At 70.1% G+C, this 15,220-nt stretch carries 12 protein-coding genes and 2 pseudogenes; 10 read left to right on the top strand and 4 right to left on the bottom strand.

Annotation, left to right across the window (positions count from 1 at the left end; genetic code table 11):
* Positions 1–214: 214 nt before the first annotated feature.
* From DDZ18_RS08370 to DDZ18_RS08380, 3 genes are all read left to right on the top strand, one after another.
* Positions 215–829 carry a tetratricopeptide repeat protein gene (locus DDZ18_RS08370; RefSeq protein WP_158272109.1) on the top strand — a complete coding sequence of 205 codons (615 nt, stop codon included), beginning with the start codon at positions 215–217 and terminating at the stop codon, positions 827–829.
* Between the two features lie 99 nt (positions 830–928).
* Positions 929–2,341 (top strand): metalloprotease TldD, encoded by a 1,413-nt coding sequence (gene tldD / locus DDZ18_RS08375; protein WP_109252895.1) that lies wholly within the window; start codon positions 929–931, stop codon positions 2,339–2,341.
* A 92-nt stretch (positions 2,342–2,433) separates the two neighbouring features.
* Positions 2,434–3,324: an aspartyl protease family protein gene (locus DDZ18_RS08380; protein WP_109252896.1), complete on the top strand. Its 891-nt coding sequence runs from the start codon at positions 2,434–2,436 to the stop codon at positions 3,322–3,324.
* Positions 3,325–3,395: 71 nt separating this feature from the next.
* Here the strand turns inward: DDZ18_RS08380 and DDZ18_RS08385 are convergent, their stop codons facing one another.
* From DDZ18_RS08385 to DDZ18_RS14125, 4 genes and pseudogenes are all read right to left on the bottom strand, one after another.
* On the bottom strand, positions 3,396–5,213 hold the full coding sequence (locus tag DDZ18_RS08385; RefSeq protein ID WP_233245770.1) for a peptide MFS transporter: 1,818 nt from the start codon (positions 5,211–5,213) through the stop codon (positions 3,396–3,398).
* A 446-nt stretch (positions 5,214–5,659) separates the two neighbouring features.
* Entirely contained in the window at positions 5,660–7,033 is a 1,374-nt protein-coding gene (locus tag DDZ18_RS08390) for a glutamate--cysteine ligase (RefSeq protein WP_109252897.1), read from the bottom strand.
* A 101-nt stretch (positions 7,034–7,134) separates the two neighbouring features.
* Positions 7,135–7,314 (bottom strand): annotated as a pseudogene (locus DDZ18_RS14295) (RsmE family RNA methyltransferase); the annotation flags it as partial.
* Positions 7,315–7,500: 186 nt separating this feature from the next.
* Positions 7,501–8,619: pseudogene (locus DDZ18_RS14125) on the bottom strand (16S rRNA (uracil(1498)-N(3))-methyltransferase); the annotation flags it as partial.
* Between the two features lie 89 nt (positions 8,620–8,708).
* On the opposite strand from DDZ18_RS14125, the gene DDZ18_RS08400 reads away from it, so the two are divergent.
* From DDZ18_RS08400 to DDZ18_RS08430, 7 genes are all read left to right on the top strand, one after another.
* Positions 8,709–10,070, top strand: a complete 1,362-nt coding sequence (locus DDZ18_RS08400) for an NAD-dependent succinate-semialdehyde dehydrogenase (RefSeq protein WP_109252899.1) — start codon at positions 8,709–8,711, stop codon at positions 10,068–10,070.
* 286 nt (positions 10,071–10,356) lie between these two features.
* A complete protein-coding gene (gene ubiA, locus DDZ18_RS08405) occupies positions 10,357–11,286 on the top strand; it encodes a 4-hydroxybenzoate octaprenyltransferase (RefSeq protein WP_109252900.1) in 930 nt (309 codons plus the stop codon).
* An 83-nt stretch (positions 11,287–11,369) separates the two neighbouring features.
* Positions 11,370–11,900: a peptide-methionine (R)-S-oxide reductase MsrB gene (gene msrB, locus DDZ18_RS08410; protein ID WP_109252901.1), complete on the top strand. Its 531-nt coding sequence runs from the start codon at positions 11,370–11,372 to the stop codon at positions 11,898–11,900.
* 49 nt (positions 11,901–11,949) lie between these two features.
* Positions 11,950–12,597: a class I SAM-dependent methyltransferase gene (locus DDZ18_RS08415; protein ID WP_109252902.1), complete on the top strand. Its 648-nt coding sequence runs from the start codon at positions 11,950–11,952 to the stop codon at positions 12,595–12,597.
* A gap of 237 nt (positions 12,598–12,834) precedes the next feature.
* On the top strand, positions 12,835–13,269 hold the full coding sequence (locus DDZ18_RS08420) for a MarR family winged helix-turn-helix transcriptional regulator (protein WP_109252903.1): 435 nt from the start codon (positions 12,835–12,837) through the stop codon (positions 13,267–13,269).
* A 65-nt stretch (positions 13,270–13,334) separates the two neighbouring features.
* Positions 13,335–14,369: a strictosidine synthase family protein gene (locus tag DDZ18_RS08425; RefSeq protein ID WP_109252904.1), complete on the top strand. Its 1,035-nt coding sequence runs from the start codon at positions 13,335–13,337 to the stop codon at positions 14,367–14,369.
* Positions 14,370–14,446: 77 nt separating this feature from the next.
* The gene (locus tag DDZ18_RS08430; protein ID WP_109252905.1) at positions 14,447–15,220 is read left to right on the top strand and encodes an enoyl-CoA hydratase-related protein; all 774 of its coding nucleotides are present in this window, start codon (positions 14,447–14,449) and stop codon (positions 15,218–15,220) included.

Below are 15,220 nucleotides of genomic sequence, written 5' to 3' on the forward strand. Positions count from 1 at the left end.
CAGGGCGGACCCTGCCGAGCGCGGCGGAATATAGAACCCGGCCGACGCGGTGTCAGGGCGGTTAAAGCGCCTTTTTGTCGCAAGCGCCAAGGATTTTTCAGATAACGCCGCGCGAGGGTTGTGGCGGCGGCGTTAGGACTTTGTTAGCGTTTTGGCTCAGGGGGAAATGGATGAGGGGGCGTCTATGCAGAATGTAGAGCGCAGGAATGCGACCGTGAGCGCGATCGCGCAGGCCGCTATGGGCGGGGCGATCGGGTTGATAATGGCCACGCTGCTCGCCAGCGCTTGCGCTTTGTTTCTTTCGGGCGACGCCAACGCCCAGGCCGCAAGCGGCCCAGCCTTCAACGATGCGCTGGAGGAGTGCGAACAGGGCGCGAGCGCCGGCGCCGAAACCGGCCGCGCCCTGGGCGCCTGTGATTTTCTGCTGCGCAGCAGCGACATGGACCAGGCGATGCGCGCCCGCGTGCTCGTCGACCGCGCCGTCATCGCGCTCAACCGCGGTGATTCGCGCAATGCGCGATTCGATCTCGAGGACGCGGTCCGCCTCGCTCCCGAACTCGGCGAGGCCCACCTCAATCTCTCCGCGGCGCTGATCGCGACGGGCAGCCGCCAGGCCGCCGTCGAGGCGGCGCGCCAGGCGCTCGCGCTCGATGTCGAGGCCGCCCACTGGGCGTGGTTCAATCTCGGCGTCGCCCACGAACATCTCGATCGCTACGACGCGGCCTACGAGGCCTATGTCCAGGCCGCCGAACTCGCGCCGGACAACGAGCTGATCCAGGCCCAGCCGGCGCGCTTCCTGAGACATCAGCCCGACGGCGGCGCCGCGTAGCCGCGCTCCGAGCGCTGCGCCCCCTGATCGCCGGGCCTCGCATCGGCGGGGACGAGTGGCTATGTCTTGGCGGATGGACGCCGCCGACGGAGCCCCTGCATGACCGCCGATCCCTTCGCCGCCTTCGAGTTCGACGCCGACGATGCTGTGCGCGTGCTCGGCGATTCGCTGCTCGGCGCCGATGACGGCGAGCTGTTCCTGGAGACGGCGACCTCGGAATCGCTGGCCTTCGACGACGGCCGGCTGAAGGTCGCCAACTTCGACTCCGAGCGCGGCTTCGGCCTGCGCGGCGTGTTCGGCGAGACGTCCGGCTTCGCCCATTCGAGCGATCCCAGCCTGGCCGCGCTCAAGCGCGCCGGCGAAACCGCCGCGGCCGCCCGCAAGGGCCGCGACGCGGTGATGGCGCCGCCCCCGGAGGGCACCAACGTCAAGCTCTATGACGACATCGAGGTGGTCGAGAGCCCCGGCTTCGAGGCCAAGGCGAAGCTGCTCGGCGAGATCGACGCCTATCTGCGGTCCAGGGACCCTGAGGTCGTCCAGGTCGGCTGCTCGATCGCGGGCTCCCGGCGGGTCATCGGCATCGTCCGGGCCGACGGCGAGATCCGCGCCGATGTGCGCCCGCTGGTCCGGCTGAACGTCTCGGTGACCTGCGAGCGCGACGGCCGCCGCGAGAGCGGCTCGGCCGGCGCGGGCGGACGCGCCGCCTTCGAGCGCTGGCTCGCCGCCGACAGCTGGAAGGACCTCGCCGACGAGGCGCTCCGGGTGGCCAAGGTCAATCTCGAGGCCGTCGACGCGCCCGCGGGCGAATGGGAGGTCGTGCTCGGCGCCGGCTGGCCCGCCGTGTTGCTGCACGAGGCCGTCGGTCACGGGCTGGAAGGCGACTTCAACCGCAAGGGCACGAGCGCCTTCGCCGGCCGCGTCGGCGAACAGGTCGCGTCGAAGGGCGTCACCGTCGTCGACGACGGGACGATGAGCGAGCGCCGCGGCTCGCTCACCATCGACGACGAGGGCACGCCCACGCGCCGGACCACGCTGATCGAGGACGGCGTGCTCGTGGGCTACATGCAGGATCGGCAGAACGCGCGCCTGATGGGCGCCGAGCCGACCGGCAACGGTCGGCGCGAAAGCTACGCCCATCCGCCGATGCCGCGCATGACCAACACGATCATGACCGCCGGCGAGTCCGATCCCGGCGAGATCCTCGAAAGCCTGGAGGACGGGATCTACGCGAAGAATTTCGGCGGCGGCCAGGTCGACATCACCTCGGGCAAGTTCGTGTTCCGCTGCACCGAGGCCTATCGCGTGCGCGGCGGGAAGGTGCAGGAGCCGATAAAGGGCGCGACCCTGATCGGCGACGGCCCGACGGCGCTCACGAGGATCTCGATGGTCGGAAACGACTTCGCGATGGATCCCGGCGTGGGCACGTGCGGCAAGGGCGGCCAGGGCGTGCCGGTCGGCGTCGGCCAGCCGACGCTGAAGATCAACGGCCTCACCGTCGGCGGCGCGGGCTAGGACCGCGCTCGCCCCGCCTCACCAAGTCGTAATGTGACGCCGCCGGCGCCGTGTGGAAAACTCTCCACGGGGACGACAGTGGAGGAGACGGGATGCGCCTCGCCGGCATCGGCGCAGCAGCGATCGCCGCCGGTCTGATGACCGGAGGCGATGCTCACGCCGACCGCCTGACCCTCGAGGAGACCGAGAGCGGCCATCTCGCCGTCGAGGCCCGGATCAACGGATCCGTGCCGCTGCGCTTCCTGCCCGACACCGCCGCCAGCCACACCGCGATCGCCGAACCGCTCGCGATGAAGCTCGGATACGATCCCGGGCTGGAGCGGCGCGACGATGTCGACGCCCTCACCCAGCAGATCGAGGCGGATCGCCATCCCGTCGAGATCGCCGTGGCCGACTTGACCCGCGCCGTCGACGCCGTGGTGATCGATGTGGCGCCGGACACGACGCTGAGCGCGTTCGGCCTGCTCGGCACGGATTTCTTCGACGGGCTGACGGTCGAGTACGACCTGGAGGAGCTGACGCTCGATCTCGACGCCGGCCCGCCCGAGCGCATCGACGGGCGCATTCCGCCCGAGCGGCGGGTGCTGGTGGCCGAGACGCGGATGCCCGGCGTGCGCGACCCGGTCCAGGTGCTCATCGACACCGGCTCGCCCACCACGCTCGTCAATCCGACGCTGGCCGAGCGGGCCTACGGCGTCGACCGTCCGATCACGGTCACCATAAACGGGGTCCAGGGGCGGACGGACGATTCGCGCCGCGCCGTCCCGCTCACCGATATCGAGGTCGGCGGCTGGTGCGCCCGGCGGGCCTGGGCGCTCGAATCCGATCTCTACATCTTCAACGCCATGGGCTGGTCGGGACGGCCGGCGCTCATCCTCGGCCTCGACCAGCTCGCGGGATCGCGCATCGTCGTCGATTACGAGGAAGGCGTGTTCCAGATCGACGGGCCCGAGGACCAGTCCTGCGGACGCCGCCACGGCTGAAGGCGGGCTCTGAATCAGAACGGCCGCGCCCGATAAGGACGCGGCCGTTTCCTTTTGAGGCCAAGCGCCGCCTAGGGCGCGTCGGAGTCCTTGTCCATCGACGGGCCGCCGGCCTCGGTCTCGCGCGGATGCGGGACCATCTCCCTGGCCGCCGAGCCCATCATCTTCTTGATGAGCGGGGCGAGGATCAGCATGCCCAGCGCGACGCCCATCGCGACCATGCCCACGTTCGAATAGACCTCGGCGTAGGTCGCCTTGGCCGCCTCGGGGTCGGTGAGCTGGCCGCCGATCGTGTCGGCGCCCGTCGCCGCGCCGATGACGCCGGCGAGGAAGTTCGACAGGCCCGAATAGAGGAACCACGCCCCCATCGACATGCCCACCACGCGCGCCGGGGCGAGCTTGGTCACCGCCGACAGCCCGACCGGGGAGAGCATCAGCTCGCCCAGCGTGTGGATGAGATAGATGAGGAAGATGAAGTAGACCGGCACCAGCGCCGCGCCGGACAGCTGGATGCCGCCCACGAGCGCCCAGAAGCCCAGCCCGGCCATGAACACGCCCAGCGCGAACTTCACCGGCGTCGACGGATTGGCCTTGCGCTTGGCCAGCGCCACCCACATCCACGCGAAGATCGGCGCCAGCGTGATGATGAAGAACGGGTTGGCCGCCTGGAACACCGGCGCGGGCACCTGCATGCCGAACACGGAGCGGTCGACCAGCCGGTCGGTGAACAGGTTGAGCGAGCCGCCGGCCTGCTCGAACAGCGCCCAGAACGGAATCTGGGCGACGATGAAATAGGTCGCCGCGACCATCTGGCCGCGCTCCTCGCCCTTGCAGAAGAACACCGCGTAGCCCAGCAGCACGATCAGCATGATCGCGCCGAGCGGGCCGAGAATGCCGCCGACATATTGCGGCAGCGCGACGGCGGTCATGGCCACGCCGATGATGACCAGACCGGCGAGATAGCAGGCGACCTCGACATTGATCGGGCCGAACACCTTCTTCTTCAGCTTCTCCGGGTCGGGCGGATCGGCCTTGCCCTCGAGCCAGCCCTGGAAAACCCAGAAGGTGATCAGGCCGAGCACCATGCCGATGCCCGCCAGCCCGAAGCCGTACTTCCAGCCGTAGACGATACCGATCCAGGCGATGGTGAGATAGCTCAGCAGCGAGCCCAGATTGATCCCCATGTAGAAGATCGTGAACCCGGAATCGCGTTTGGGATCCCCCAATGCGTAGAGTTCTCCGACGATGGTGGAGATATTCGCCTTGAGGAAGCCCACCCCGGCGATGATCAGCGCCAGCGCCAGGTAGAGAATGTTGACGTAGAGGTCCTGCTGCTCGATGCGCCGCTCGGTGTCGGCCAGGTTCACCTCGGCGGGCAGGCCCACCGCGGCGGGATCGGCGACGACGAGCGTCTGCCCGCCGTCGACATAGCTGATCTCGGACTGCGCCTCGCCGGCCACGATCAGGGGCTGGGCGTCGCCGCCGCGCCCGTCGCGCGTGAGTTCGTACTCGGCGCCCTCATAGGTCATGATCTCGCGGGAGCCCGCGCCCTCGAAGGCCATCATGCCGTGGCCGAGCACGAGCAATATCGCCCCGAAGGTGACCGCCTTTCTCTGGCCGAGATAGCGGTCGGCCAGCGTGCCGCCGACGATCGTCATGACGTAGACGAGCGCGATATACGCCCCGTACATCAGGTTCGAGCGCTCGTCGGAGAACAGGAAGTGCTCGGTGAGATACAGGATGAGCAGGCCGCGCATCCCGTAATAGGAAAAGCGCTCCCACATCTCGGTCAGGAACAGGATGGCCAGCCCCTTGGGATGGCCGAAGAAACTGGTGTCCTGAAGCCCCTGCGGCCGGCCCTCGGCCGGCGTCGCCGTGGTGTCGGTCAAGACCTCTCCCCCTCTTGATCGTCGCGGCGGCCCCGCGTGTCGTTTTCGTGTCGGCGCGCACTAGAGCATGCGGGGGGCGGCGAGCCAAGCGGGGGCGAGGTCGCGCTCTTGATCATCCTTCGTCATCCCCGAGGCCGCAGGCCGTCGGGGAGCCAGAGAACGAGAGTCGCCAAGGTCGGCATCCTGTCATTTCTGGGTTCCCGCCTTCGCGGGAATGACGAGGGGACGGCGAAATTCCAAAAGCCGATGGCGATCAGAGACGCGGACGCCGGGCGCTCCGGAACACCCCCACCCCGACCCTCCCCCGCAGGCGGGGGAGGGAGGCGCTGCGATCAGCCAGGAAGCTCATCATGCGCCGCCGGGCGCGACCCGGCTCCCTCCCCTTGAGGGGAGGGATGGGGTGGGGTGCAGCCGCCTCGTCAGATCGAGAGGCGGACCCGTAACCCCTAATACGCCTCCTCCTCGAACACCGGCTCGACGCTTTCGCCCCAGACGGTGCGATAGCGCTCGAGCAGGCGCTCGGCGGGGCTGACGCCGGAGGCGGCGATTTCGTCGAGATCGTCGAGGAAGACCGCCTCGTGCTCGCCGTGGGCGTTGAGCCGGCCGCGCGCCTTGAGCCCGTCGCGGGCGATGGCGAGGACGTCCCTGGCGACGTCCTGGACCGTGCGGCCGCGGAACCTCGTCTTCATCGCGGTGCGCGCGACGCCGCGGCGCAGCGCCTCGACTTCCTCCAGCGTCCAGTCCTTCACATACGCTTCGGCGGCGGCCAGCGCGGCGTCGTCGTACAAGAGGCCCGTCCACAGCGCGGGCAAGGCGCACAGCCGGCCCCAGGGGCCGCCGTCGGCGCCGCGCTGTTCGAGGAAGGTCTTGAGCCGCACCTCGGGGAAGAGCGTGGAGAGATGATCCTCCCAGTCCGACACCGTCGGCAACTCGCCCGGCAGCGCGGGCAGCGCGCCCTTCAGGAAATCGCGGAAGGACTGGCCGGAGGCGTCGAGGAAGCGGCCCTCGCGCTTGACGAAATACATCGGCGCGTCGAGCGCCCAGTCGACATAGCGCTCGTAGCCGAAGCCGTCGTCGAAGACGAAGCCGAGATTGCCCGTCCGGTCGGGGTCGGTGTCGGTCCAGACATGGGCGCGGTAGGACAAAAAGCCGTTGGGCTTTCCGTCGGCGAAGGGCGAGTTGGCGAACAGCGCCGTGGCGATCGGCTGCAGCGCCTGGGAGACGCGGAATTTCCGCGCCATGTCGGCCTCGCTGGCGAAGTCGAGATTCACCTGGACCGTGCACGAGCGGAACATCATCTGGTGGCCGAGCGCGCCCACCTTCGGCATGTAGGCGCGCATGATGTCGTAACGCGCCTTGGGCATGAGCGGGGTCTCTTCGAGCGACCATTTCGGCGAGAAGCCGAGCCCGAGAAAGCCCGCCCCGATCTCCTCGGCGACCTCGCGCACCTCGCGCAGATGGCGGTTCACCTCGTTGCAGGTCTCGTGAAGGCTTTCCAGGGGCGCGCCCGAGAGCTCGAACTGGCCGCCGGGCTCGAGCGTGATCGAGCCGCCGTCGCGTTTGAGCGCGACCGGCTTGCCGGCCTCCTCGATCGTCGTCCAGCCGAATCGGGTGAGGCCCTCGAGCATCTTGCGCACGGACGGGCCCTCGCCCTCGTAGGGCAGCGGGCGATGACCGTCGAGCGTGAAGCCGAACTTCTCGTGCTCGGTGCCGATGCGCCAGGCCTCGCGCGGTTTCTCGCCCGAGGCGAGATGGTCGATCAGCTGGGACCGGGATTCGATGCGGGCGCCTTCGCCGCCGGCGTTGTACGTGCCGCTCATGGGATCGCGTGAGGCCTCCGCCCGCGTGCCGAGGCCGCACACTTATGAACTCGCGGCGCGAGCGGCAAGCTTGCCGATATTCCCGTCACGTCCCCGTGACGTCAGCTCCAGTCGCCGAGCGCGGCCTGCCACAGCGTCAATGCGGCGACCGCGGCGGTGTCGGCGCGCAGGATGCGGGGCCCGAGCGTGACCGGGACGACGGAGCCGCATTCGCGCAACCGCGCGCGCTCTTCGGGATCGAACCCGCCCTCCGGGCCGATCAGGACGGCCCATTTTCCGGGGTCATACCCCCCACTCGTTCGGCCGGTCGCCCGATCCCCCGGATCGGGCTTTGCGGCCTCACCCCCCGAGGGGGAGGAAGGCGCGTCTGCGCTCTGCGATTCCACGAATTCGCCCGTCATGGCCGCGCCCTGACTCCCTCCCCTTGAGGGGAGGGTCGGGGTGGGGTGGCCTTCCAGCACCCCGCGAATTGTCTCGAAGACCCCTTCCGGATTCTCCAGCACTTCATTATTCCAGATCCGCAGCACGCGATAGCCGTTCGCCTCGAACCACGCGTCGCGCTCGGCGTCCCGGGCGCCGCCGTGTCCGCCGCCGTCGGCCTCCACGATCAGCTTCTCCGAGAGGCAGGCGAAGTCCGCGACGTACGGGCCGATCGCGGCCTGCCGGCGGAAATGTCGCCCCGGCTGCTTCAGCGATTTCAGGATCGTCCAGAGCTTCTGTTCGGCCTCGGTCGGCTCTCCGCGCATGCGGCGCGCCGCGGCAAGCGCCTTCGTCGAAGGCTCCGGCCGCCCCCCACCCCTGCCCTCCCCCAAGGGGGAGGGAGTCGGCGTATGGCGCTCCTCGATCAAACCGTCCTGCGTGACCGCGAAGCGATCGGGATCAGATCGCGTCTCGCCGCCTGGAGCGTTTTCTCCTGCTCCCGCCGAAGCTGCAACCTGACTCCCTCCCCCCTCAGTCGGCTTCGCCGACAGCTCCCCCGCAAGCGGGGGAGCAAACCCTTCGCGGTGGTCGAGCAACGCCTCCAGCATCGGCCGGGCGCGGCCCGTCTCGCCGCCCCAGGGCGCGTCTTCGTCGTCTCCCGCCTCGTCGCAGAAGACGAGCCGCCGGTCCGCATCCCAGCCGTCGAGCAGGCGGTCGAGGCTCACCGGTTCGCGCACCTCGGGCAGGTCGAGGCGTTCGGTCTGCTCGGCGGCCTCGCGGGCGATCGCGGCCAGGCGGTCGGTGCGCACGCGCTCGGCGATCGTCCGCCTTGTCATCACCGGGGTGATCGCGCGCACGCCCAGCTCGGTGGCCTTCTCCACGATGAAATCGGTGCGCGCGCGCTTCACCGGCGCGAAGACAAGCTCGAGATCGGGCGGCGGGGCTTGTTCGCGCAGCCGCTCGCCGACCGCCAGCGTCGCGGCGCGTTTCGAGGCCTCCGCGACTTCGGCGCGCCATTCGCCGTCGCGGCCGTTGAACACGCGCACGCCGTCGCCGGGCGCGCGGCGCATGACGTTGACGAGATAGTGCGCGGCCTCGCGCGGCAGCGCGATCTCGGCGCCGGACTCGAGCGGCGCGTCGACATAGAGTCTCGGCTCGACGGTCATCGCGCCTGCTTTAGCCGCTCGCGCGCGCCGGGGAAACAAGGCCGGGGCGGGCGCGTTACCGTCCGGCCGCCGCGCCAGGAGATCCGCCCATGACGATCCGCTCGATCAATCCCGCCACCGGCGAGGAGCTCGAAACCTTCGAAGCCCACGACGAGGCCGAGATCGATTCGGCGCTCGCCCGCGCCGAACGCGCCATACGGCGGCTCGGCGAGTACGGCCTGGACGGCCGCGCCGAGCGGCTGATCAGGGCCGCCGACATCCTGGAATCCGAGGCCGAGGCCTTCGGCCGGATGATGACCGCGGAGATGGGCAAGCCGCTCGCCCAGGCGAAGGCCGAAGCCGAGAAATGCGCCTGGGCCTGCCGGCATTACGCCGAAACGGGCGCGGACATGCTCGCCGACGAGCCGATCGAGGCCGGCGACAAGGGCCGCGCCTTCGTCCGGCGCCTGCCGCTCGGGCCGATCTTCGCGATCATGCCGTGGAACTTTCCCTTCTGGCAGGTCTTCCGCTTCGCCGCGCCGAACCTGATGGCGGGCAATCCCGGCGTTCTGAAACATGCCTCCAACGTGCCGCGCTGCGCGCTCGCCATCGAGCAGGTGCTCCACCGCGCGGGCTTCGAGGCGGGCTGCTTCCAGTCGCTGCTGATCGGCTCGGACCTCGCCGGCGACGTCATCGCCGACGACCGCATCCGCGGCGTCACGCTCACCGGCTCGGAAAAGGCCGGCGCGGCGGTGGCCCGCCAGGCCGGGGCGGCGATAAAGCCGACCGTGCTGGAGCTGGGCGGCTCGGACGCCTTCATCGTCATGCCGAGCGCCGATCTCGACGAGGCCGTCGAGACGGGCGTCGCCGCGCGCATCCAGAACAACGGCCAGTCCTGCATCGCCGCCAAGCGCTTCATCGTCCACGAGGACGTCTACACGGAGTTCCGCGACCGCTTCGTCGCCGCGCTCGAGGCGAAGATCGTCGGCGATCCCATGCACGCCGACACCGATATCGGTCCCCTAGTCGACGAGACCGCCGCCGAGACGCTGATGGGTCAGGTCGACGACACCGTGAAGGCCGGCGGCAAGGCCGTTCTCGCGCCCGAGAAGGGCCGCCTGAGCTTCGTCACGCCCGGCGTGCTGGAGCAGATCCCCCCGGCGAGCCCGGGCTATCGCGAGGAGCTGTTCGGCCCCGTCGCGCTGATGTTCAAGGCGGCCGATCTCGACGCCGCGATCCGGCTCGCCAACGACCACGCCTACGGGCTGGGCTCGTCGTTATGGTCGAGCGACGAGGCCGAGATCGAAGCGGCCGCCAGCCGGCTCGAGGCCGGCTCGACCTATGTCAACCAGATGGTCGCCTCCGACCCGCGCCTGCCCTTCGGCGGGGTGAAGAAGTCCGGCTATGGCCGCGAACTCGCCCGCGAGGGCCTCTTCGCCTTCACCAACGCAAAGACGATCGCGATTCGCTGATCCGCATCGCCGGTCAGCGTTGGGCGATTGAGCTGACATGAACTCCCGGACGCGCCGAAGGCGCGATCCGGGACCGCTGTGCGAGAAATCGCCGGGAGGCCCCGGCTCGCTACGCGGCCGGGGATTCAGTAACCGGCGTCACTCCTTCCCCCGCGGCGGGGTGAGGCCGCGAAGCCCGATCCGGAGGATCGGGCGACCGGTCGAACGGGCGGAGCCGGATGGAGTCCAACGCGAAAACCGCCGCTCGCGCTTTTCCCGCGGCGGCGCCCCCGCTATCAGTGGCCCCATGAGCCGGGCCGAGGATCGCCGAGTCGCCGACTCCCTGCCGACCAGCTGGGTCGACCGGGCGCCGGCGCATATCCGGCCCTATCTGCGTCTGGCCCGCTACGACCGGCCGATCGGCTACTGGCTGCTCGGGCTGCCGGCCTGGCAGGGTCTGGCGCTGTCGCGCGTCGAGACCGGTTTCGCGCCGATCCATCTCTGGTACGCGGTGCTGTTCGCGATCGGCGCGGTCGCCATGCGCGGGGCGGGCTGCACCTATAACGACATCGTCGACCGCGATCTCGACGCCAAGGTCGCGCGCACCGCCGACCGGCCGATCCCGGCCGGAACGGTCTCGCTGAAGGCCGCCTGGGGCTTTCTCGTCGCCCAGTGCCTCGTCGGCCTTCTCGTGCTCGTCCAGCTGCCGCCGCTGGCGATCGGCGTCGGGCTGGCCTCGCTGGGGCTCGTGGCCGCCTACCCGTTCATGAAGCGCATCACCTGGTGGCCGCAGGCCTGGCTGGGGCTCACCTTCAACTGGGGCGTGCTGGTGGCCTACGCCGCCGGCGCCGGCGAGATCGGCCTCCCCGCGCTGCTGCTCTACGCCTCGGGCCTGTTCTGGACGCTCGGCTACGACACCATCTACGCCTGCCAGGACAAGGAGGACGACGCGCTGATCGGCGTGAAATCCGCCGCGCTCGCCCTCGGCGACCGCCTCCGGCCGGCGCTGTGGGGCTTCTATCTCGTCGCCGCCTTCCTCGTAGCCGCCAGCGCGATCGCGGCCGGCGCCGGGCTCGTCTTCGCAGTGGGATTCGCGGCCTATGTCGCCCACCTGTTCGGCCAGCTTCTGCGCGTCGATCTCGCCGACGGGCCGTCCTGCCTCAAGACCTTCAAGGCCAACCGAGACACCGGGCTTATTCTCGCCGCTTCGTTCGCCTCGGCGGCCCTGCTCGCGTGACTCACACGGCAAGTTGAGTGGCGCTCGCGCGGTTTGCGCTTACATCTGGGATGGTCCCGATCGCAATGTCCGGGAGGCCCCGAATGATCGACCGCCGTCTCTTCACCGTCTCCGCCCTGGCCCTGTTCGCCTGCGGCCGTCCGCCCGGCGCGCAATCGCAGGAGAACGCCGCCGGCGAGGCCGACGCCCGCATCGTCGACTGGGGCGAGAGCGATACGGACTGGACCAGCCTGACCGAGAACGACTGGCGCGCCCGGCTGACCGACGAGGAATTCCGCGTCCTGCGCCAGGAAGGCACCGAGCGGGCGGGCAGCTCGCCGCTCAATGACGAGCACCGCGCGGGAACCTATGTCTGCGCGGGCTGCGCGCTGCCGCTCTTCCGCTCGGAGACCAAGTTCGAATCCGGCACCGGCTGGCCGAGCTTCTACGAGCCCATCGAAGGCGCGCTCGATACCAAGCGCGACTACCGGCTGTGGACGCCGCGCACCGAGTATCACTGCGCCCGATGCAGCGGCCACCAGGGCCACGTCTTCGACGACGGCCCGCCCCCGACGGGTCAGCGCTGGTGCAATAACGGCGTCGCGCTCGACTTCGTCCCCGACGCGGCCGCCTGAGCCGCGCTTCGCGCTTGGCCCGCCGGCCGGGACGTGAGATGGCGCGCGCATGGCGCTCGATCCCGCCCGCTTCATCGATGACAACACGCGCGTCCGGTCAGCGCCGCTGACGCCCGAACTGCGCTTTCATCTCGCCGACGAGGCCCTGCCGGTCTGGGAGATGACCGAGGAGGCGCTCGGCCGCATCGGCCTGCCGCCGCCCTTCTGGGCGTTCGCGTGGGCGGGCGGACAGGCGCTGGCGCGCTACCTCCTCGACAACCCGGAGGTCGTCGGAGGAAAGCGCGCGCTCGATTTCGCCTGCGGCTGCGCCATCGCCGGGATCGCCGCGGCGAGGGCCGGCGCGGCGCGCGTCGAAGCCAGCGAGATCGACCCCTTCGCCGTCGCGGCGGCCCGGGCCAACGCCGCGCTCAACAATGTGACGATCGCCGCCGAGGAGACCGACCTCGTCGGCGCGGACCGCGGCTGGGACGTCGTCCTCGCCGGCGACGTGTTCTACGAGGCGCCCGCGGGCGGACGCATCGCCGACTGGCTGGCCGGACTACACGCCCGCGGCGCGACCGTTCTGATCGGCGATCCCGGCCGCGCCTTCCTGCCGAAGGATCGCCTCGAGCCGCTGGCGCGCTACGACGCGCCGGCCGGGCGCGATCTCGAGGACCGCGACGTGCGCCTGGCGCGGGTGTGGCGGTTCAGGGGGTGAGCGCCCTGTCGGCGGCCGGGCGCGCCGCTCCCGATCCCTTCATCCCCGGATCACGTCCGGGGCAGGCTCTGAGGAGGCCTGTTCCCTCGTGCTTCGAGACGCTCCCCCGGACCAAGTCCGGGGTCGCCCTCAGCATGAGGGAACAGGGCGTCTCGAAGGACGGGGATCGGGAGCACGACCGAAGCATCAAGACGCCCCTTCTTTCACACCCGAAGGAATCGGCGCAGTCTTGCCCCCATGGCACGCGTCCGCGCCGTCGACCGGCGCCTCTACCTGCTGATCGAGATCGCCGCGCGCCGGCTGCAGCGCGAGGCCGACCGGCGTCTGCGCGCCGAGGCGGGCGTCTCGGCGTCGCAGGCCGCCGTGCTGTTCCTGCTGCTGCGCCGCGGCAAGCGCCGCATGGGCGCGATCGGCGAGACGCTCGCCCTCGGGGCCCCGGCGGTGACCGGGCTGGTCGACCGCATGGCGAAGGCCGGCCTGGTGACCAAGCGCCGCGATCCGGGCGACCGGCGCGGCGCCGTCGTCGAGCTGACCGAGGCCGGCCGCCAGGCCGGCGAACGCGCCGACGCCACGCTGCGCACGCTCAACCAGGAGCTGTCCGACGAGCTCGGCGACGAGGACGCCGACATCCTCCACGCCGCCCTGACACGCCTCGCCACGCGCGAAGACTAGAGCGAAACGCCTTTCGCGCGTATGGTTAACGCGGGGCGCGGCCGCTGGCCGCAAGGAGGCTGGACATGCGCGAATTCTTCGTCGTGCTCGTGGTGATCATCCTCATCGGACTGGGACGCATGGCCGCCGTCGTGCTGCCGGCGTCCGGCGAATTCGTCGAGCTCGAGCCCACCGGCCTCGAGGGCTGCGAACCGTTCGAGATCGCGCCGGGAACCGAGGACGTCACGATCGATCCCGAGACCGGGCTGGCCTATGTGTCCGCAGCCGAGCGCCGCGGCGGCTCGCCCGAGGCCAACGGCGTCTACGCCTTCGATCCCGACGATCCCGCCGGCACGCTGCGCCGCGTCTCGACCGACGCGCCGTCGGACTTTCAGCCCCACGGAATCAGCCTGTGGCGCGGCCCGGAAGGCGAGGCGCGCCTGTTCGTCGTCAATCATCCCGACGCCGGCCATACCGTCGAGATCTTCGAGGTCGGGTCCGACGGCTCCCTCTCCCATCTCGAAACCATCGCCTACCCCGCGCTGGAATCGCCTAACGACGTGCTCGCCGTCGGTCCGCGCGCCTTCTACGCCACCAATGATCGCGGCTTCACCGAGGGCGTGATGAGCATGGCCGAGGCCTATCTCGGCCTGCCGCTGGCCAGCGTGACCTATTTCAACGGCGCCCAGGGCCGCCTGCTCGCAAACGGTCTGGTCTACGCCAACGGCGTGGCGCTGGGCTCGAACGGCGAGCGCCTCTACGTGGCCGAGTTCCTCGGCCGGCGGATCACCGTCTATCAGCGCGATCCCGACAGCGGCGCGATCACGCGCATCGACCGGATCTCGGTGGAGACCGGGCCGGACAATATCGAAACCGGTCCCGAGGGCGATCTCTGGATCGGCGGCCATCCGCGCGTGTTCGACTTCCTCGATCACGCCGACGACGCCGCCTCCATCGCGCCGTCCCAGGTGATCCGGCTCAACCCCGACACCGGCGAGACCGAAACCGTGTTGGCCGCGCTCGACGGCGAGATCAACGCCTCCAGCGTCGGCGCGGTCGACGCCGATACGCTCATCGTCGGCGCCGTGTTCGACAGCCACGTGCTGGTCTGTCCGCGCTGATCTCGCCCGGAGCGTCTGGACAATCCGGCCGCGGTGCGCATCGTGTCGGCGGAACGCCATCTGGAGCCGCCTCGCCCATGACCGAGCATGTCGCCGTCGCCGACGCCGATCGCGTCCGCACGATCCGTTTCAACCGGCCGGAAAAGAAGAACGCGCTCACCCGCGCGATGTACGACGCCGCCGCCGAAGCGCTCGAGACGGCGCGCGGCGCCGGCGTGCGCGTGTGCGTCTTCGCGGGCGGCGAGGGCGTGTTCACCGCCGGCAACGATCTCGGCGACTTCATGGAGGCGCCGCCGCATATCGGCGGCGACGAGACTCCGCCCGTCGAGCGTTTCATGCGCGCCCTGCTCGAAACGCCGATGCCGGTGATCGCCGCCGTCGACGGGCTGGCGATCGGCATCGGCACGACGATGCTGCTGCATTGCGATCTCGCCTACGCGTCCGACCGGGCGATCTTCCGCACGCCCTTCGTCGATCTCGGCCTCGCCCCCGAGTTCGGCGCGAGCATGGTGATGCCCTCCGTGCTCGGTCGGGTCGTGGCCGGCGATCTCCTGATCAACAGCGCGATGTGGGACGCCGAGAAGGCCCTGGCGCGCGGCCTCGTCACCGACGTCTTCCCCGCCGACTCGCTCGAAAAGGAAGTGATGGCGCGGGCGGGTTCGATCGCGGCCAAGGCGCCGTCGGCCGTCCGCGCCGCCAAGCAGCTCATGACGCGCCCCGAGGAGCCGCTGATCGAGCGCATCATCGCCGAGGGATCGGTGTTCGCGGAGCTTCTGGCCTCCGACGAGTTCAAGGAGGCCGCCGCCGCCTTCATGGAGAAGCGCAAGCCCGACTTCTCGCGGTTCGACTGA

This window comes from Marinicauda salina, assembly GCF_003122085.1.
GTDB lineage: Bacteria > Pseudomonadota > Alphaproteobacteria > Caulobacterales > Maricaulaceae > Maricicauda_A > Maricicauda_A salina.